Genomic DNA, 21,568 nt, shown 5'->3' on the forward strand with positions numbered 1-21,568 from the left:
GAGCAATATTACCGTCGACGGCTTCACCGGCACGCGCGGCTCGCTGACCCTCATCGCGCCGGGCTCCATCGTCAACACCGCGCTGCTGTATGCGGCCAATAATCTGGCGCTGTTTGCCGACAGCATCACCAACCAGCGCGGCGACATCATGGCGGGGAACAACCTTTGGATGCAGCGGGATGCGGCGGGGAATGCCAATAGCCAGGTGGTGAATACGTCGGGGAATATTGAGACGCAGGGTGGTGATATTACGATCAAAACAGCATATCTGCGCAATGAAGCAGAGGGGCTGGTCGTTAATCAGCGTGAGCAGCAATATCCGGATGCCATTCCGAAGCAGTCACCTTATTTGCATGGTTCCTATTACGGTAAGCAGAAACCCGATATTGAAATCAGTCTGGAAGAGTGGAAGCACAACGGCACTAACGTGGTGTTTGATGAATATGAAGAATGTCGGGCAGGTGGGGGCAATAACAGCGGGCAGTGTACACGTGGGATTGTATATCGTCTTCTCGGAGAAGATATCAGGCAGTTTATCCTCAGCGAGTCAGTCGTAGAGGCTTCAGCTACAGGAGGTGCGGCTCGTATCACCGCTGGACGTGATATCACTGTTAATGCCGGAACCCTGGATAACCGCGCGAGTAATATTCTGGCGGGGCGTAATATCTCCCTTTCTGGTGGGACATTAAACAATTTCTCAGCCGAAGCCGGTCGACGTATTACCTACGTGCAGGCAGAGTATCATTGCGAGTGGTTTTTCTCAGATTGTGCTGACCCTAAATGGACACCGTTGTCGTCATACGGTGAGGGTAAATGGTACTGGTGGGATGATGACCAGCGAAAATATCGTAGCTGGGTACCCTATAAACTAGGCGAACAAAAAACGGAATATACTGGTGAAAGTAGTACGTATCGCGCCGTCATCCAGGCGGGCGGCAACGTCACAGCAAACTTCACCAGCAACATCAGCAACACCAGTACCACCGCTAACGCGGGCGGCGTCAGCAACGTTATCTCCGCGCCGTCCCTGAACACCCTCAGCAACCAGACCATCGGCAGCGGGGTGCAAAAACAGGGGCTGAGCAATACCGGTACCGTGGCGGTAAACTCGCCGCAGTGGAACGATCAGCTCCAGGGGGCGCTGCAGCAGCTTAACGGCGGCGGGGCGCTGGAAAATGGCGGTGCGTCCGGCACGTCTCTCAGTAACATTGCCACCACGCAGAAAGGCAACGCCAATCTCGGCCAGCTGGGCGCCCTGGCTAACGCCGGGGCCACCACCGCCGATCTCCGAACCGCTCAGGGCGGTGCCGTCGGGCATTATCAGGGCCAGCGCGTCGATACCAGCGCCTACCCGCTGCCGTCGGGCAACAACGGCTATTTTGTCTTCAACGACAATCCGAAAAGCCCGTACCTGATCAACATTAACCCGAAACTGAACGGCCTCGGACAGCTCGATCCCGCCCTGTTTGCCGACCTGAACGCGATGCTAGGGGTCAAGCCGTCGTCCACGGCGCCGCAGGAGACGCGGCTGGCGTTTACCGACGAGAAGCAGTTCCTCGGCTCGTCTTATATGCTGGGTCGCCTCAACCTGAACCCGGATTACGACTATCGCTTCCTCGGCGATGCAGCGTTCGATACCCGCTATGTCTCCAACGTGGTGCTCAACCAGACCGGCAACCGCTACCTGAACGGCATCGGCTCCGATCTGGATCAAATGCGCTATCTGATGGACAACGCCGCGGCGGCGCAGCAGTCTCTGGGCCTGCAGTTTGGCGTCTCGCTGACTGCGGATCAGATTGCCGCGCTCGACCACAGCCTTCTGTGGTGGGAGAAAGCCACCGTCAACGGTGAAACGGTGATGGTGCCGAAACTTTACCTGTCGCCGAAGGACGTCACCGTCAATAACGGCAGCGTGATCGCAGGCAACAACGTCACCCTGAAGGGCGGCAGCATCACCAACAGCGGCAGCTCGCTGCTGGCGAATAACAGCCTGACGCTCGACAGCCAGAACAGCATCAGCAACCTCAACAGCGGCCTGATGAAAGCGGGCGGCGACCTGAACCTGAGCGCCATCGGCGACATCAATAACATCAGCTCCACCATCAGCGGTAAAACGGTCGCGCTGGAGAGCCTGGACGGCAGCATCAACAACCTGACCCAGGTTGAGCAGATTGATATCAATGCCAAAGGGAAATACAGCAACATCAGCCTGAAAGACACGCTTCTGGGCAACACGGCGTCCATTACCGCACAGGATGGCCTGTCGCTTGAGGCGGGGAAAAACATCACCGTGACCGGGGCGAACCTGGCCTCCGGCGGCGACATGCTGCTGAACGCGTGGGGCGATATTGCCGTCAACGCGAATCAGATCAACGACGCATACAGCTCCAGCCGGGAGAAAACCAGCCGCTCGTCCGTCACGTATCAGGGCAGCAACGTCACCGCGGGCGGCAACCTGCTGGTGAATGCCGGGCACGACCTTGACGTGACCGCCAGCGACCTGAAGGCGGGCGGCAGCGCGGGGCTGAGCGCGGGCAACGATCTCAACCTGAACGCGGCACAGACCAGCGAAAGCAGCCAGAAAGGGAAAAGCGAATCCCACAGCACCGGGATCGACCGTACCACGATTTCCGCAGGCGATAACCTGGTGCTGAAGGCCGGGCAGGATATCAACGCTCAGGCCGCCGCGCTGGCGGCGGAGAAAAATGTCGGGCTGCAGGCGGGTCGCGACGTGAATCTGGCTGCGGAAGAGACCACGCAGGGCGACAGCTACAGGTCAGGCAAGAAAACCGTTATTAACGAGTCCGTGCGCCAGCAGGGAACCGAGATCGCCAGCGGGGCGAATACCCAGATCCTCGCCGGACGCGATGTCACCACCGAAGCCGCGCAGGTGACGGCGAAGGGCGATATTGGCGTGGCGGCAGGCCGCGACGTCAGCCTCGATACCGCAACTGAAAGCGATTATCACTACAAAGAGGAGACCAAAACTAAGAAAGGTTTCCTGAGCAAGAAAACCACCCACACCATCGAGGAGAACAGCGCGACGCGTGAATCCGGCTCATTGCTGAGCGGCGATAACGTGCAGGTGGTGGCGGGCAATAACCTGCGGGTGTCAGGCTCCGCCGTGGCGGGCGATGGCGACGTGCAGCTTAAGGCGGGCAACAACGTTGATATCGTTGCAGCAACCAACACCGACACCTCCTGGCGCTTTAAGGAAGAGAAAAAATCCGGCCTGATGGGCTCCGGCGGGATTGGCTTCACCATCGGCAGCAGCAAAAGCACGCACGATCTTCGTGAGAAGGGCACCACCCAGAGCCAGAGCTTCAGTACGGTGGGCTCGACGGGCGGTAACGTTACGATTTCTGCCGGAAACCAGGCCCATGTCGGCGGCGCGGATCTTATCGCCGGGAAGGATTTAAGCCTCAGCGGCGACAGCGTCATCATTGAGCCGGGGCATGACAAGCGCACCCGGGATGAGACCTTCGAGCAGAAGAAAAGCGGGCTTACCGTGGCGCTCTCCGGCACCGTCGGCAGCGCTATTAACAATGCCGTGAGCGCGGCGCAGGAGACCAAAGAGCAGAGTGACGGCCGTCTGAAAGCCCTTCAGGCCACCAAAACGGTGCTGTCCGGCGTGCAGGCCGGGCAGGCAGCGGATATGGCGGCAACCACCGGCGACCCGAACGCAATGGGGGTGAGCCTCTCGCTGACGACCCAGAAGTCGAAATCACAGCAGCATGCTGAGAGTGATGCGGTGGCAGGCAGCACGCTGAACGCAGGCAATAATCTCACCATCACCGCGAACGGCAAAAACAACGGCGTGAACAGCGGTGACATCGTGATTGCGGGCAGCCAGCTGAAAGCCGGGGGCGCCACCACGTTGGATGCACAGAACGACATTCTGCTGTCCGGCGCGGCGAACACCCAAAAAACCAGCGGCAAGAACAGCAGCAGCGGTGGCGGTATCGGCGTGAGCATCGGTGCCGGAGGTAGCGGCGCGGGTATCAGCGTGTTTGCCAACGTCAACGCCGCGCACGGCAAGGATAAAGGCAACGGTACCGACTGGACCGAAACCACCATCGACAGCGGCAAAACCGTCACCCTTAAAAGCGGGCACGACACCGTGCTCAACGGGGCCCAGGTTAACGGCGATAAAATCGTGGCAGATGTTGGTCACGATCTGCTGATGCGCAGCCAGCAGGACAACAGCGACTACGACAGCAAGCAGACCAGCGTTGCGGCGGGGGGCAGCTTCACCTTCGGCACCATGTCCGGTTCAGGCTATATCAACGCCAGCCAGGACAAGATGAAGAGCCGCTTTGATTCGGTGGCCGAACAGACCGGGCTGTATGCCGGGGACGGCGGCTTCGACATCACCGTCGGGCATCACACCCAGCTTGATGGCGCGGTTATCGCCTCTACCGCCACGCCGGATAAAAACAGCCTCGACACCGGGACGCTGGGCTTCAGCGATATCCACAACGAGGCGGACTTTAAAACCTCGCACTCCGGTATCAGCCTGAGCGGCGGCGGCAGCTTCGGGGATAAATTTCAGGGCAACCTGCCGGGCGGCATGATCTCCGCTGCGGGTAATAAAGGCCATAAGGAGGGCACCACGCAGGCCGCTGTGGCGGAGGGCTCCCTCACCATCCGCGACAAGGCAAACCAGAAGCAGGACGTGGCCGATCTGAGCCGCGATACCGAACATGCTAACGACAGCATCAGCCCGATCTTCGACAAGGAGAAAGAGCAGAACCGTCTGAACGCAGTTGGGATGATCAGCGATATTGGCAGTCAGGTGGCGGATATTGCCAAAACGCAAGGTGAGTTGAACGCGCTTAAGGCGGCACAGAAAGCATCCGGCGAGACTCTCCCCGCAAATGCGACAGAGGAACAGCGCCAGAACTATCTTGCGAAACTGCGTGATACACCGGAATACAAAGAGACGCAGGAAAAGTATGGTACGGGCAGCAATATGCAGCGCGGCATCCAGGCGGCCACAGCAGCGCTGCAGGGACTGGCGGGCGGCAATATTGCGGGTGCGCTGGCGGGGGCATCAGCGCCGGAGCTGGCGAACATCATCGGCCATCATGCAGGCATTGATGACAACACGGCGGCAAAAGCGATTGCCCATGCCATCCTCGGCGGCGTAACCGCAGCGCTTCAGGGCAACAGTGCCGCAGCGGGCGCAGCAGGGGCGGCATCCGGCGAACTGGTTGCGACAGCGATTGCCAGACAGCTCTATCCGGACACAGATCCGTCGAAGCTGACGGAAGACCAGAAGCAAACCGTGAGTACGCTGGCGTCTGTTTCAGCGGGCATAGCTGGCGGGATTGCCGGGGGAAATACGGCTGGTGCGGCGGCTGGAGCCAGTGCAGGGAAGAATACTGTGGAGAATAACTATCTTAGCGTGTCTGAAAAGACAGAGCTTGAGCTGGCGAAACAGACTCTCCAGAACAGCAAAGACCCAAAAGAGCGTGAGTTAGCGAAACAGAAATATGACGCTCTGCGCGAGAAAGACATTACCAGTGATAAAGACGTTATTGATGCCTGCGGAAATGGTAATGCGGGTAGCTCAGCGTGTGCAGGTGCAAGACTAAAAGTCATTGCGACAAAAGAGGGGTATGAAGATGGCCCGTATAACTCGAAATATAGCCAACAGTACTCTGATGCGTATGGGCAGATAGTCAATCTCCTTGATATCACTAGTGTTGATGCACAGAATCAGCAGCAGGTGAAAGATGCCATGATTAACTATTTCATGGTCACCAAAGGGGTTGATCGTCAGACCGCAGAAAGCTACACCGAAACGAAGCAGGGTCTGGAGATCATTGCGACTTCAGTAACACCAATTTTGGGTTATGCTGCAGCAAAACAATTAAGTAAAATCGTTGATGCTAGTCTTAAGGTCGTGGCAAAAGGTAATGTTGATGGAGCTAAGTTCACTGATACTAATCAGGGGGCAAGACCTTCTAACTTAGCAGATGTGAATAAGCCAACACTCATTGATGGACGAATCCAGGCTAAAATAGATAAGCAAAACAAGCCTCTTCCTAACGGCAATATGGCTACAGCTCATGCAGAAGTAGGTGTTATACAGCAAGCTTTTGAAAAAGGGATGTCTCAAGGGCGTGAGATGACAATGAGTGTATCTAAAGAGCCTGTATGTGGTTATTGCCGCGGTGATATAGCAGCTATGGCTGATAAAGCGGGGCTAAAATCTTTAACAATTTATGAAGAGGCTACAGGATCAGTCCTCTTCTGGCAGCCTGGCATGAAATCTCTCAAGGTTAGGGATTAAAATGAATTTTAAAATGAGTTGGACACTGGACGAAATTGGTGGCAATAAACAGATCCAAAATTTGGATATGGTATTAAATCAGTTTGCACAAATTCAGGGAAAAAAAGGAACCCTTACTCTTGATATACTGAATAGTAGCGATGATAGCGCTGAAATGCTTCAGATTAGAACGGAGAATGGTTATTATTTGATAACATTAGGTGAAATTGTTGAGGATGAATACCAAGTAAGAACGTACTGGGATTCATCTAAACCTGATACAGGAATAGTGATTCTTGGAGATTACTGGCCAGAGTCTCAGCTTACAAAAGACTCTGAATTTATTGTAAAGATCTTAAAAGAGTTTTTTGATACTGGCAACGTATCAAAGGAACTTCTTAGTTGAAATATAAATCCAAGATTTCAGCATCCTAATTGATGCTGAAGTTTGCTTATATGATGGTGCCGCGATAGACCTTGTGTCACGGCTGGGCGGTAGCGTCTCCGGACCAAGAAAGCGCGTCGGGATAAAAAGTTGGCAGGGTCAAAATGTTTAAGCAACATGGTCTGTAACCATCTGACTTAAAAAAAGGAAAAAGACTTTCATTCTCAATAAGTGCATCGGAGCGAGTTATTGTCGAGAATAATGCGTTGGGAGATAAGGACAAAAACTTCCTGTATATAGCTCTCCGTCCGGGCTGGCTGAAACCGGGAGTTGTGGATGCTGATGGTGACATTCAAGGGAATGGAATGTTGAAAGCTTCAATTGTTAAAGTACCCCCAAAAACTACAGACTTTTACAAACCCTGCTCAGGGATCTGTTATCACGCTGAGTTGAGTTAGTAAGCTTGGTAGAACACCTGGAAGTACAATTTACTATCCATCAAATACTGACCCAAGCAGTCAAGGAAGCTCATATATCAGAGTGGTGCCGCCAGGATCGACTCTTTTCCTGGATTAGAAAATGGCTTCTGGATATCGGTTAAAAAAATGGCCAGCCAACAAAGCCTGCTACAGATGGCATTGATACTCGTGTGAAACTTGCGAAACTGCGTGATACACCGGAATACAAAGAGACGCAGGAAAAGTATGGTACGGGCAGCAATATGCAGCGCGGCATCCAGGCGGCCACAGCAGCGCTGCAGGGACTGGCGGGCGGCAATATTGCGGGTGCGCTGGCGGGGGCATCAGCGCCGGAGCTGGCGAACATCATCGGCCATCATGCAGGCATTGATGACAACACGGCGGCAAAAGCGATTGCCCATGCCATCCTCGGCGGCGTAACCGCAGCGCTTCAGGGCAACAGTGCCGCAGCGGGCGCAGCAGGGGCGGCATCCGGCGAACTGGTTGCGACAGCGATTGCCAGACAACTCTATCCGGACACAGACCCGTCGAAGCTGACGGAAGACCAGAAGCAAACCGTGAGTACGCTGGCGTCTGTTTCAGCGGGCATGGCTGGCGGGATTGCCGGGGGGAATACGGCTGGTGCGGCGGCTGGAGCCAGTGCAGGGAAGATTAGTGCTGAGAATAATCTGCTCGGAACTGAAATCGATCAGGTTAAAGCTGCGCAGGCACATGGTGCCGATGTGCTGTCTTGTGCCGATAATCCTTCCGGTGAAGCCTGTAAGCGAGGCGAAGCAGTTAATAAAGCTTATGCCGGGGCATTAGCGACAGGTACTGTTGCTTTGCTGCCTGGTTGCGCTCAGGCCATGTGGGGACTCGGCGCTAGTGCGAATGCGGGGATCAGTTATCTGGCAGATGGTACCATTGATCCGACAAATGCCGTGGTTGCTGGCTGGACTAATGTTATTACGATGGGAAGCGGATTCTGGTCATCTGTTGGCTGGAATGCTGCAGGTGGAGCGACTGCAAACTGGATAAATGGTGACAATCCTGTTTCTGGCGCAATTACAAATGGTATTGGTGCTGGGTTTGGTTATGTCGTTGGTTCAGGGATTTCTTTGTCTACAGGCAAGGTCACAAATGCTGTCGGTAAATGGGTCACAGATGGATGGGATCCCAAATATGATCCAACATGGATAAAATATACAGAAGTAAACCGAAATAGTATTATTCGAGAAGAGTTAAAACCAAGTAATATTCCTAGCTCTGCCGGTGACGTTGGCGGTTCTATTGGTTCAGAAATTGGTGGCAAAGTGACGGAGAAAGGACTTGGTTTACTAGAGGATCAGAAGAAATGAAATATTCATCAAGAGTCTTAATTGGTCACATTGTTATATCTACGTGTATTTTTTTATTCAGCATTATTGGGTTTGCTATTGCATCTTTTGCAATGAAATTCATATTTTCATTTTTAGTGTGGTTGTCAGATGGTAAATTTCAGTTACCTTTGTATGAGATTTTACGTAGTATTAAAATTGGTTCTGTCGGCGGAGGAGTGTTAGGTATCGGTATAGTCTTGTTCCGTTTATTTAAAGTAAAAGGATTTTAGTAATCTCTGTCTTTATTGCGGATGTTATCAACTCTCAAGGATTGCCGTGAGGGTCAATGATTCAGGCTGGAGCTTCTTCTGATGAAATTACGGCGGCCTTAGTGAAAAATGCCCAAGAACAGACGCCGGAAGGACAAAATCCTGTTATAGGCTTACTTTCTGCATGGGGGGACTTTTTCGGGGTTCCGTTAGATGTTGTTCTCTCAAATGAGCAAATGACGCCTCAAAAAGCTGCTGAGATAATATACAATGGAGTTCCAACCAGCGAAGCAAAATTAATGCAAACAGAATATAACTCTTTAAAGGATGCAAAAATTAGCAGCCAAAAGAATTTGCAAAAGATCCAAAGAATGCTAAAGGGATGGAAGTGTTAAAAAAATCCATAATGTTTAGCGTTCTCAAGATATGGTTCGTATATTATATTAAGCAGGTATAGTGAATAGTACCAGTAATAACAGCATGATAATGGATAAGTTATTGGGCTCAGCACAAGGTGCTACGTCTACAAATAGACAGACATCTGTTGTTGTATCAGGGCCTATGATAAAAGTGAATAATGCAGAAAATCATATTAAAGGTTTAAATAGTTACCTGGGCAATAGTCTTACTACACTTCATTGGATACACTCATAAACGGAAATTACAGTCGAACAAGTATATTCCAGAGCCTGCAGGTATCACCGCATCCTGAATTCGGATATCGGCCGCAAATGGGGGTTTATGAGGTACTCAATGATATTACAATTTCATCAGGTATTGTGAAAGAAAACCCATTACTTGGCCCGGGAGGAGCAACGCAATATTTTATCAAGGATTACCGAGATAATTTACAATTGATCGATAAGATAGATCTGGAGCATTAAGAATGATTATGCCCCCTTACATCGAACATGCCGTAGCGCTGGCTTTATCAGTTGGGCATCACGTTGAGAACGTGTCTACTGGATGGTCAAAGATGAATCAGGTAATTGAGATGTCTGGAAGATTGACTCCTGAATTACGTCAATCAATTGAAGACAACATACCGAATCTTCGCTATTGGTCAACAAAGGGTACGCCTCATGATAAGCCACAAGAGGGATTTACGTGTGATGAGGACAAAGTGTCAATGTTTTTTAGGTGTATAAAACTAAATGAAAAATAATATATCTCCTCGAGTTTGTTAAAGTGTAGCGTCAGGCTCATCCAATGTGCGAATCAAGGCTGAAGACCAGTAGCAAATCGTGATTACGCTGGCATCTGTTTCAGTGGGCATTCCTGAAGACGCAGCCCGGATATCAGAATACCGAATACGGTCCGGGGAGTGCCTTCTGGACGAAGGACAGCGCAGCGGCGGGATTACTGGCGGGCGCTGCGGTGACGGATGGCAGTGTCTCCATGGCGGCGATGGCGTCGGAAACGGCGAAGGTGGAGGTTGAGAATAACTCGCTGGCCGGGGATGAAGGCCGGAAGTCAGTTAAAGAGAGCGCTGAGTGGTGGAAAGCACAGGTTAGAGACAAGGTAGGTGAAGGCCCATTATCTGCAACGACCAATGCCGTCATCAACGCCCTTGCTGATACCGGAGATATTGCAATAGGTTCTGCAGATTATGCTGCTGATGGCGCAATGGCTCTGACAGCCTGTGCGATAGGTGACAGTTACTGCGATAAAGCTCTTAGCGACCTGGAAGGTAAGCATCAGGGTGTTGCAAATACCATAAAAAACCTGATGAAATCTGAAACATGGTCAGCTATTGGTGAGATGGCAACTCAAGCCTGGGAGGGGAATCAACTTGCAGCGGAAAGGTTTGGAGCGCTGGCTGCATCGGTACTTCTGCCAGGCAAGAAAATACCTAATGCAAGTAGTGGAATTATATCTGAAAGTATCGCTTTTAGTGCAAAGCAGTTGGATAAGAAATTTAAACATGCTGCAGATTTTGGTGTAACAACAACTAAGAAAAATGGCGATACTATTGCAGAATATCAAACTGCTATAAAATCTCATCTGGATAACAAAGTAACATATGAACATGGAACTTATTTATTAGTTCCTGAATCAAAAGTATTTTTTAATCCTAAGACGAATAATGTTGTAGTAGTAGATAAATCAGGAAATTATGTGAGCGGATGGAAGCTTGATCCAAACACAAAACAATATGAAAACTTCATGAGCAACGGGGTGTTAAGATGAGTCTTTATCTTAAAAATTACATTGATAGTTTTCTTGTAAAAGAAATAACAGCGGATGAATTTGCCGATAATTATATATCCAAATGGAGACAGGAACGAGATAATTCCCTCCTTGGAAAGGATGAAGACAAATTAAGCGAACTATTATCGAGTACATTTTGTGCAGTTGATATGTATAACCCGGATGATGATCGTGAACAATATGAGTTTGATGAAAATAAATTACGAGATGAAGTCAATAAACTTATGTGCGCTTATTTAGCTAAATAATTAATAGTCTCAGCCAGAACGATCCCGACTCTTACGCCGGGATCGTTCTGCCAGCCGTCAGCCTTACCCAAAATGCCCGTTCCCGCGCTTGTACACCGGCAGATCGCCGATGTCATTCAGCGCCCCCGGAAACCCTTCCAGCCACAGCTTCATCTTCTACCGGTTGACGTAAGCGACGTTCAGCCCTTCGGCGCAGCCGTACAGCTCGCGGGTGTTCTGGGCGATGATAACGATGCATATCAAAAATTAGAGCAGACACCCCCCCCATCTCTATTTAAATAGCGAAGTAAGACGAGCTGAATAATGCCAGTTCCAGCGCTGATGCTCATCGATATCACATATTTTTAATTATTTTTTACCCCTAACCTAAATATCACTACCAATTATGGTAGTGATCCCTTTGGGACTATTCCTATTCATGGTGGGGGTGGCATACTGAAGAAAACTAAAAATATTATCTCTGCTTATGCGTAATTACAGCCCGGCTGTCTTTCGTTGTTCGTTATTGTATTGCTCCCTCGGCAATACCGCATCTTTTTCTCCTGACTACACGTGATATTCGCCGCCTGCTTAATATCGGGCAGGGCGCTCGGCTTTATTATCCGGGCGATTTGGCACCTGAGCACCTCGACATTTATTACCGTATTGGGTTGATGATTTAAGGTAAAGGCATGGATAAGCATCCCGTTGGATTAGCGAAGCGTCTGATTAGTTATCTGGTCATGTTTCTTGTGGCAGGGCAGCCAGTCTTTCCCGCAGTTGCTGCATCCATCAACCCGGTGACGCCAGGTACCCGGATGGACCAGGCGGGGAACGGAGTGCCGGTCATCAACATCGCCACGCCAAATCAGGCAGGGATCTCTCATAACCAGTTCCAGGATTACAACGTCGGCAAAGAGGGACTTATCCTCAATAACGGCACGGACCGTTTAACCCAGACCCAGCTGGGCGGGCTTATCCAGAACAACCCCAACCTGCAGGCCGGGCGGGAAGCGAAAGGCATCATCAACGAAGTCACGGGAGCCAGCCGCTCGCAATTGCAGGGCTATACGGAAGTCGCCGGCAAGGCGGCAAACGTCATGGTGGCTAACCCGTACGGTATCACCTGTAACGGATGCGGGTTTATCAACACCCCCAATGCCACGCTGACCACAGGTAAACCGCAGTTTGACGCTAATGGTAACCTGCTGGCGCTGGACGTGACGAAAGGGGCCATCACGGTTGAAGGCCAGGGGCTGGACGCCAGCAGGAGCGACGCGCTGTCGATTATTGCGCGCGCAACGGAAGTGAACGCCGCGATTCACGCGAAAGATCTCACTGTGACCGTGGGCGCCAACCGGGTTGCCACCGACGGCAGCGTCACGCCTGTCGTAGGGGAAGGTGTGGCTCCTCAGGTTTCTGTGGACACTGGCGCGCTCGGCGGGATGTACGCCAACCGTATCCATCTTGTTTCCAGTGAAAAAGGCGTCGGGGTTAACCTCGGGGAACTTAACGCTCGACAGGGCGATATTACGCTGGATACCAACGGTAAGCTGATGGTGAATAACAGCCTTGCAAGCGGTAGCCTGACGGCGAAGGCGGATAGCGTTGTCCTCAGCGGCGAACATAAAAGTACGGGAACGATGCAGATCAACAGCCGTTCAGACGTGGCGGTAACGAACGGCAAACTGGTTAGCGACGGGGATATTACGCTTGCCGGGAATGGAAAGCTGAGCGTCGCTAACGGTACGTTAACGGCGGGTAAAGACATTAACCTGAGCTCTGGTTCGCTTACCGCAGATACCACGAGTGAGGTTAATGCGGCTGGCGCAATTCAGGCTAACGTCGCCGGTGCTGCAGACCATGCGGGTAAGATGGTGGCAGGCAGCGGTATCTCTCTTTCCGCAGGCCAGCTCGCTAACAGCGGAAAAATGACCGCGAACGGCGATCTAAACGTGAAGGCGGGAGGTTTTACCAATAGCGGTGCGGTACAGGCGCAGAAAAATACCCGGCTTGATCTGGGCACGTTGAACCACACTGGTCAGCTGCTGACCGGTGGTGTGCTGGTGATTTCAACGGGGGATGCCTGGATTGACGGCATGCTCAGCAGCGATAGCGATCTGAGCGTTAGCGGTACCGGCGCGCTGAATATCGGGCAAAACGGGCAATTGTTATCCACTGGCAGGCTCGGACTGCAGTCCGACAGCGTCATAAACAACGGGCTGGTCAGTGGGAAACAGAATCTTGCGCTCACCAGCCGTCAATTCAGCGCTGTTCAGGGGAGCACGCTGACCAGCGGGGGCAGCCTGCAGCTCAATGCGGGTGATGCGCAGATCGCCGGGGAGGTTCTGGCCCAGGGCGGCCTGTCCTTCAGCGGCGACCGGATCACGACGCTGGCGAGCGGGCAGCTTCAGTCGCAGGGCGATATGCTGTTGCAGGCGCATAACGCCGCCGGGCTGGACGGTGTCCAGGCTGCAAAAGGCAACCTGACGCTCGCTACCGGCAGCTTAACGCATCGCGGTACGAGCCGCGGCAGCAACGTTTCTCTGCAGGCTAACCAGATTGACACCAGCGGCACCCTGCAGGCGGATAATGCCATGGCGTTGAGCGCCGAAACCATTGTTCAGCAGGCCGGAGGGGCGCTGCTGGCGCAGAAAGCGCTGCAGATTAATGCCAGCCAGTTGACCAACGGTGGCTCTCTTGATAGCGATGCCTTAACGCTTGCCATTAACGGGCATACCGATAACCACGCCAGCGGCAAAATGACGGCCCGCAACGGACTCACGCTGACGGGAAATATCTTCACCAACGACGGTCAGTTGGCTGCCAGCACGCTGGCGCTGACGCTAAATAACGCCTTTACCAACACGGCCTCCGGCAGCGTGCTCGCAGAAAATACTCTCGACCTGACCGCTCCGGTGTTCAATAACGCCGGAAGAGTGGCCTCATCCGCTCTGAACCTGAGCGCGAATACCCTCGACAATAGCGGCCTGCTGCAGGGCGGGCAAACGTTGCGGCTCGCTTCCGAAAGGCTGGCTAACCAGAGCGGCGGGAAAATCATCAGCGGCAGCGGGCTGACGCTGAACATCCCACAGCTGGTAAATGCCGGGCTGATTTCGGTGAAGCAGGGGCTCACCATTGAAAGCCTGATGCTGACGAACAGCGGCAATCATGAAGCCCAGTCGATGGCGCTGAAAGCGGGTCAGAAATTAAGTAATCAGCAAGGCGGCGTAATGCTGGCGGAAGCGTCGCTGGCGCTGACCACCCCGGCGTTTGATAACGCGGGCAGCGTTCAGGGCAAAACGCTGACGATTGATGCCGGGGAGTGGAGCAACGGGGGTCAGGCTTCGGGGCTGGACGATCTGTCGGTCAATGTCCGCGATACGTTTACTAACCTCGCCGACGGGCGGCTTGTCAGCCAGCAGACTGGCCGCGTGGACGCCGGGCAGTTTGCTAATTTCGGCGGCGTCACGGCAGGCACTCTGCGCATTAGCGGCAACAGCCTGAATAACGACGGCTGGTTGCAAAGCGGCGGGGCGCTGGATCTTAACGCTGGCGCGCTGGCTAACCGGATTTCCGGCACTCTTCAGGCAGGCAGCGGCCTGGCCGTTACCGTACAGCAGCTGGTTAATGCTGGCGCGATCTTCGCTCAGCAAGGCGCTGCCATTGATGCGTTAACGCTGGATAACAACGGGCGGATTGAAGCTCAGGATCTGCAGCTGACGCTGCGCGAAAAGCTGAATAACCTGGCTGAGGGGATCCTACTCGCCCAGCGCAGCCTGAAGCTCGCGACGCCGCTGCTCAGTAACGACGGACGTCTGATGTCGGAAAGCGCGACGCTGAACGCGAAGACGCTCGTCAATAAGGGTTTGCTGCAGGGGAGCGCGGTACTTGTCGCTGACGGTGAGCAGTTTAACAATGCCTCCGAAGGTGAAGTCGTCAGCGGCGGTACGCTGACGTTCAATGAGTCCCAAAGGTTCAGCAACGCCGGTAAGGTGCAGGGCGAGACTATTGGTCTGAATACCAGAAAGGCGGATAACAGTGGCCAGATGCTGGGATTATCTGCGCTTAGCCTGAGCGGAACCGAAAGCCTCACCAATAGCGGTAATTTGCTCAGCAAAGGCAAACTGGGCCTTACGAGCGAGCAGCTGGATAACCAGGGGCAGATCGCGGCGCCCGAGCTGAACATCAACACCCGGCAGATGAACAATAACGGTTTGCTACAGGGTGACCAGCTGTTTGGTTTTACCGCCTCCTCACTCCATAACCTGAAGCAGGGCAGCATTATCAGCGGCAGCGGGCTCAGGCTTGCCATTCCCGACCTGGTTAACGCCGGTTTGATTTCGGTCACCCAGGGGCTGGCTATCGAGGCCGCGACGCTGGACAACGCCGGGAACATCGAGGCAAAGGATTTACAGCTGACGCTGCGCCAGCAGCTGAATAACCAGGCGAAAGGTGTACTGCTGGCAGATGATACGCTTCATCTGTCGACGCCTGTGTTCACCAACCAGGGGCAGCTGATTAGTCGCTCAGGCACTTTGATCGCCGATACTCTGTCAAATGCGGGATTACTGCAGGGAAACCAGGGGCTTTCGGTCAGCAGCCTTACGCTGGATAACCTTTCAGGAGGTCAACTCCTGAGCGGCGGCGCGCTTACCCTGAATTCCGTGCTGGGAAAAAACGCCGGTCGCCTGCAGGGGGATACGGTTCAGGTCAGTGTGGGGAGGCTGGATAACAGCGGCCAGGTGCTTGCTGTCAACGGCCTGTCGCTCACCGCCGGGGAATTGAATAATACTGCTGGCGCAGAAATGAGCGGCAGCGGGGGCAGTTTACATGTTGATCAGCTGGTCAACGCCGGACTGATTTCGGTCAGCCAGGGGCTGGCTATCGACGCGCTGACGCTAACGAATGGCGGCAATATTGAAGCGGGCAATCTGGCGTTAACGTCGGTACAGACGCTGAATAACCAGACCAGTGGCGTACTGCTGGCAGACGATACCCTCTCGATTGACGCCGCCAGCGGTGATAACGCCGGGAAGCTTATCAGCAGTAACGCGCGTCTTGCGGTTAGCAGCTTAACAAATAGCGGGCTGATTCAGGGAAACCAGTCCCTCGGCCTGCAGAGCAGCCAGTTGAACAACATCGCCAGCGGCCAATTGCTGAGCGATGGTGATGTGGGACTTAATGTTGACCGTCTGGATAACGCTGGCCGGGTGCAGGGGAAAAGCCTGACGCTCGCGGGTGGACAGTCTGGCGGCGTTAACCGCGGACAAATGCTGGGCCGCGAGGCGCTGAATATTCTGTTCGCCGGGGCCTTCAACAACGACGGGCGCCTTATCAGCCAGAATTCCCTCAGCCTGAAAAGCGGGGCGCTTTCTAATACCGGGGTAATTGCTGCTGCAACCGTTAACATCGACAGCGCAGTGGGGCAGGCAAATAACAGCGGATTAATTCAGGCCGACGGCAAGCTCAGCTTCTCCGCCGCCTCATTGTCCAATCAAAAGAGCGGTTCGCTGGTAGCAGGCGATGATATTGCGCTGACGGTACCTGCGCTGATCAATGACGGGCTGATGTCGACGGGGAAAAACCTGCGCCTGGACGGGACTTCTCTTGATAACCGCGGTGGTCTGGAAGCACTGAATGTGCAGCTGAATTTGTCCGGTCAGGTAAACAACCAGCCTGAGGGGCATCTGTTTGCAGACGATCTGCTGACGCTTAACGCCGGAAGCTGGCGTAACGACGGGCAGCTTATCGGCAACAACGTCATTATTACGTCCGGGCGCGGGCAAAATAGCGGCCTGCTGCAGGGGGATATTGGTCTCAAACTTGCCGTTACCGGCCTCGATAACGATCAAGCAGGCAAGATATTAAGCGGTGGGCTGCTCGACATCACCGGCCAGCAGCTGAACAATAATGGCCTGATGCAGGGGCAGAACGCTCTCCTGCACGGCGTGGATTTCACTAATGCGGGTTCGCTGACAGGTAAAGGCGATCTGACGCTGAATGTGAGTAATACCGCGACCATCAGCGGGCAAATGCTGAGCCAGGGCAAGCTGCAGCTTGACGCCAGTCAGCTCGATAATAGCGGTATTCTGGCAGCAAATACGGTTAGCGTGAGCACCGGAGAGCTGAACAATACCGGGACGCTGCAAAGCAATGGTGCTTTGAATCTCGTTGCAGACGCGTTCAGCAACGTTGGTACGCTTCTGGCCAAACAGGCGCTAAATCTCACGAGCGCAATGCTGACTAACAGCGGTGTGATTCAGGCCGACACGCTGGCCCTCGCGGTAAAAAACGCGCTGACCAACCGGGACACGGGCAAAGTGCTTGCCACCCAGGCGCTGGCTTTTGACGGCAATACGTTAACCAACAGCGGCACGCTGGCGGCAGATAATGCGCGCCTGGCTCTCGGGATCCTGAACAATAGCGGCCTGGTGCAGGGTAACAGTGGGCTGGCGATCCAGGGTCAAGCGGCACAGACCTCGGGCCTGAGAAGTGTTGACGCCGCGCAGACGCCTGCTGCCAAAGTGATTAACAACCTGATCGGCGGACAGCTGTTAAGCGGCGGCGATTTGACGATTGCCGGGGATAAGGGCGATAACGCCGGCACGCTACAGGGCAGGACGCTGAACGTTAAGGCCGGAAGCTGGAATAACGAGGGGACGCTGCTTGGCCAGCAAGGCGCGAGCCTGAACGTCAGCAGCACGCTGACAAACAGCGGAACGTTACTCAGCGAGGCCGGGTTTGATATTCGCGCAGGCGCTGTAGATAACCGCGGGCAGTTGGCGGCGGGTACGCTTAACCTGCAATCGGACAGCATCAGCAACAGCGGTTTATTGCAGGGTAGCGCTGCGTTGACGTTCGATACCCGGGCCCTGGATAACCTTACCGGTGGACAAATTCTGTCCGGCGGCTCGCTTAATCTCGATCTGCCGCAGTTTACCAACGGCGGGCTCGTTCAGGCGATTCAGGATATGACGCTGACGACCGGCAGCTTTGACAACCTGGGCACATTGTCTGCCGGAGCGTTAAATCTTAACGTCGCGCAACAGCTGAATAACCAGAGCGGGGGCAAGCTGCTGGCGACCCGTCAACTTAGCAGCCAGAGCGCCAGCCTGACGAATAACGGTGTGCTTGCCGCAATGAGTGTCGAGCTTACCAGCGGTCAGATCGACAACAACGGCATCCTGCAGGGAGACAGCGCGCTGGCGCTGCACACGCCGCGGCTCAACAATCTGACGAACGGGCAAATTGTTAGCGGCAGCTCGCTGAATCTCTCTATCCCGCAGATGGTCAACCTGGGACTGATGTCAGTAAAAGAGGCGCTGGTCCTTTCCGGAGCCACCCTGGATAACCAGGGAACGTTACAAGGGAGCCGCGTGGGGCTAAGCTTCACCGGCGACGTCGTGAACCGCGGCAATGCACGCCTGGTGGCACAAAAAGATCTGACCCTGAGCGCCGCCAGCCTTAACAACCAGGGCACGTTAGCGGGAGATTCGGTGAATATCATCACCAATCTGCTGACCAACGTCGGCTTGCTGCAGGGCAACAGCGCGCTGGCGCTGAACTCCCTGACGCCATCAACTCTGGTACTTAACAATAAGACCGGCGGGCAAATTATCACCGGCGGGGCGTTGACGCTTTCCCTGCCGCAGCTGACCAACCAGGGGCTGCTGCTTTCGCAGCAGGGACTCACGCTTAATCTCGATAATCTCGACAACCAGGGCATCGTGCAGGCGCGCGATCTGGGCCTGAATATCGGCAACCAGCTGACGAACCAACAAAGTGGACGGCTGCTCGCTCAGCAGGGGCTGAACCTGACGGCCGCAAGGCTGGATAACGCAGGTCAGCTGGCGGCGAGTAATGTCACGCTGGCGGTCAATATCCTGAATAACCGCGGCGTGCTTCAGGGCGACGGCGGGCTGTCGATTACCGGCCCGACGCTGAACAACCTGACGGGCGGTAAACTGCTTACCGGCGGACAGCTGACGTTTAAGGCAGGTCAGCTTGTGAATGCCGGGATAATGCAGGGGCAACGGCTGGGCGTGAACGCGAGTGGCTGGAACAACAGCGGCAGCGCGCTCGGTACCGACGGACTGACCGCTCAGGTTGATAACCAGTTGACCAACACGGGTCGCCTGCTTGGCCAGGGGAGTACGCGCGTCGCTGCGGGGGCGCTGAATAACCAGGGCTCTCTGCTGGTTGACGGTGACCTGATAGTGGACGGCGGTAGCCTGTCAAACGGGGGCAGCCTTCAGGGCAGTACCCTGACGGTAAATAGTGGTACGGTCGATAACGCCGGTTCCGTGATTGGTCTGAACGCCCTGACGCTTAAACCTCTTCAGGGGCTGACCAACCGGGCCGGTGCATCAATGAAAACGCAGGGAACGCTGCTGGCGGGTGGGCAGAGCATCACGAATGATGGTCTGTGGCAGTCGCAGTACCTTAAGGTTAACGCCCGGCAGTTACAGAACAACGGCACGCTGCAAAGCGCGGGAAATATGGATCTCGCGCTGACCTCCTCCATGGTCAATACGGGCTCAATGGTGGCGAACGGGACGGCCACGCTCGGGGCGCCAACGCTGAAGAACCAGGGGCAAATGCTGGCGAAGAAGATGTCGCTGTCGGGCGGTTCGCTCAGTAACAGCGGCAGCATCAGCGGTGCCGATGGCCTTGGCGTCACGCTCAGCGGCGATCTTGACCAGCAGGCGGGTGCGAAGCTGTTAAGCAACGGCCTGCTCAGCATGGGCGCCAATATCCTGACCAACCTCGGTCATATCCAGGGGAGCACCCTGACGCTGAATGCCGGTAGCCTTAATAACCAGGGCCGCATGGAGGCGAATACCGCGCTCAACGCCACGCTGCGCGGTAACGTCGATAACGGACGCAATGCCGTGATGCTGAGCCAGGGCACTTTCCAGCTGGGCGCACAGACGCTGAATAATGACGGTACGCTACAGGGGAACGGTAATACACAGCTTGACCTGCGCGATCGCGGCAGTAATCAGGGGCAGTTACTCAGTGGTGCAACGCTAACGCTGAATACGCCGGGGCTGACCAACAGCGGCTGGGTGCAGGGCTTTGCGCTGTGGCTCAACGCCGGTTCGCTGAACAACAGCGGTACGGTGCTGGCACAGCAGCAGGGAACGCTCGGTGGTAATTATATTGTAAACAACGGCATGCTGCAGGGCGCGAACCTGACGGTTAATCCGGGCCAGCTCGATAATAACGGTACGGTATACGCCACCCAGAATCTGGGGATTGCCGCCTCGCAGGTCAATAACGCTGCTACTGCCCGGATGCTTAGCCAGGGTAACCTGGCGATTAACGCCACTAATACCGGCCTTCAGGGGCAGGTTGTGGCGCTGGGGGACCTCTCCCTCGCGAGTAAGGCTTCTTATAATCAGCTGACTACGCTGGCTGCGGGGAATACGCTGTCCGTCACCAGCCAGGGCGATATCACGACCAATGGCCTGATGCAGGGCAAGGGGATACAGCTTTCCGCTGCGGGTACGCTGAATAATAACGGCCAGCTGCGGGCGGGCTATGGCGAAAGCCAGCTTAGCGCAGGGCAGCTAAACCTGAATGGTACAGGCAGCGTCGAAGCGGGCGGTACGCTGCGCCTGAGCAGCCTGAATGGTATTAATAACGCAGGGTTTGTCGGAACTGCAGGTGATTTGATCGCCAGCGCCGGAAGCACGCTGCTGAATAGCGCTCTGCTGTACGCGGGCAATAATATGAGCCTGCTGGCGAACAGTATCCGTAACGCGCGCGGCGATATTCTGGCCGGCAACAGCCTGTGGATGCAGCGCGACAGCGCAGGTAACGCTAGCGCGGAGGTCGTGAATACTTCAGGCAGTATTGAAACCCAGCGTGGCGACATTTCAATCCTGACCGGGCATTTAGTAAACGAGCGGGATGGGCTCAATGCAGTCCAGAGCGAAACGAATATCGCACCGTCCTGGGTTAAGGGTGGAACGGCGGATATTCCTGTGGACTGGATTTCCTCTTCCGGTACCGGTAAATACGGTATTTATGTGACGGAAGGACAGCGTTATCACGGCCACGGTGACGACTGGAGCGAAATGCTTGGCAACTATGCGCCTTATGAAGACGCGGATGTTCAAAAAGTTGCCGTTAAAACCGTTTCGGTTTCCGTGAGCGCGAAGGGGCAGCAGTCCCGCATTGCGTCCGGCCGAGACATCATCGCCCGGTCTGATAACGTTGAAAATATGGCGTCGTCGATTCTGGCGAACAGAAATATTCAGCTTTCAGGAAGTACCTTAAATAACCAGTCATGGCTAAACGGCACGTCGACGGTTTATAACGTTTATCGCTATGGGGTAGGCGATAAATATGCCCGCAGACCTGATGAGACCACGCGAAGCTATGACAAGCTGGTATCGAAGTCGATTAGCTATG

The 21,568-nt window shown here is 54.4% G+C and carries 7 protein-coding genes and 2 pseudogenes; all 9 read left to right on the forward strand.

The window, feature by feature from the left end:
- Positions 1-2,323 precede the first annotated feature (2,323 nt).
- Positions 2,324-6,298: a hemagglutinin repeat-containing protein gene (locus V1603_RS03325; protein ID WP_395313966.1), complete on the forward strand. Its 3,975-nt coding sequence runs from the start codon at positions 2,324-2,326 to the stop codon at positions 6,296-6,298.
- Between the two features lie 13 nt (positions 6,299-6,311).
- Complete coding sequence (locus tag V1603_RS03330; protein ID WP_395313491.1) at positions 6,312-6,683, forward strand: DUF6911 family protein; 372 nt, start codon at positions 6,312-6,314, stop codon at positions 6,681-6,683.
- 634 nt (positions 6,684-7,317) lie between these two features.
- A pseudogene (locus tag V1603_RS03335) lies at positions 7,318-8,478 on the forward strand (VENN motif pre-toxin domain-containing protein); the annotation flags it as partial.
- Entirely contained in the window at positions 8,475-8,729 is a 255-nt protein-coding gene (locus V1603_RS03340; protein ID WP_395313492.1) for a hypothetical protein, read from the forward strand. The pseudogene V1603_RS03335 and the gene V1603_RS03340, both read left to right, overlap by 4 nt.
- A 56-nt stretch (positions 8,730-8,785) precedes the next feature.
- Positions 8,786-9,103, forward strand: coding sequence for a hypothetical protein (locus tag V1603_RS03345; RefSeq protein ID WP_395313493.1), 318 nt, complete (start codon positions 8,786-8,788; stop codon positions 9,101-9,103).
- Between the two features lie 491 nt (positions 9,104-9,594).
- Positions 9,595-9,873: a hypothetical protein gene (locus V1603_RS03350; protein WP_395313494.1), complete on the forward strand. Its 279-nt coding sequence runs from the start codon at positions 9,595-9,597 to the stop codon at positions 9,871-9,873.
- A 233-nt stretch (positions 9,874-10,106) separates the two neighbouring features.
- Positions 10,107-10,898 carry a colicin D domain-containing protein gene (locus V1603_RS03355; RefSeq protein WP_395313495.1) on the forward strand — a complete coding sequence of 264 codons (792 nt, stop codon included), beginning with the start codon at positions 10,107-10,109 and terminating at the stop codon, positions 10,896-10,898.
- A complete protein-coding gene (locus V1603_RS03360; protein WP_116342915.1) occupies positions 10,895-11,167 on the forward strand; it encodes a colicin immunity domain-containing protein in 273 nt (90 codons plus the stop codon). Before V1603_RS03355 ends, V1603_RS03360 begins: the two co-directional genes overlap by 4 nt.
- 722 nt (positions 11,168-11,889) lie before the next feature.
- A pseudogene (locus V1603_RS03365) lies at positions 11,890-20,424 on the forward strand (filamentous hemagglutinin N-terminal domain-containing protein); the annotation flags it as partial.
- Between the last annotated feature and the right edge of the window lie 1,144 nt (positions 20,425-21,568).

The organism is Enterobacter sp. ECC-219, from assembly GCF_043966805.1.
Lineage (GTDB): Bacteria > Pseudomonadota > Gammaproteobacteria > Enterobacterales > Enterobacteriaceae > Enterobacter > Enterobacter cloacae_N.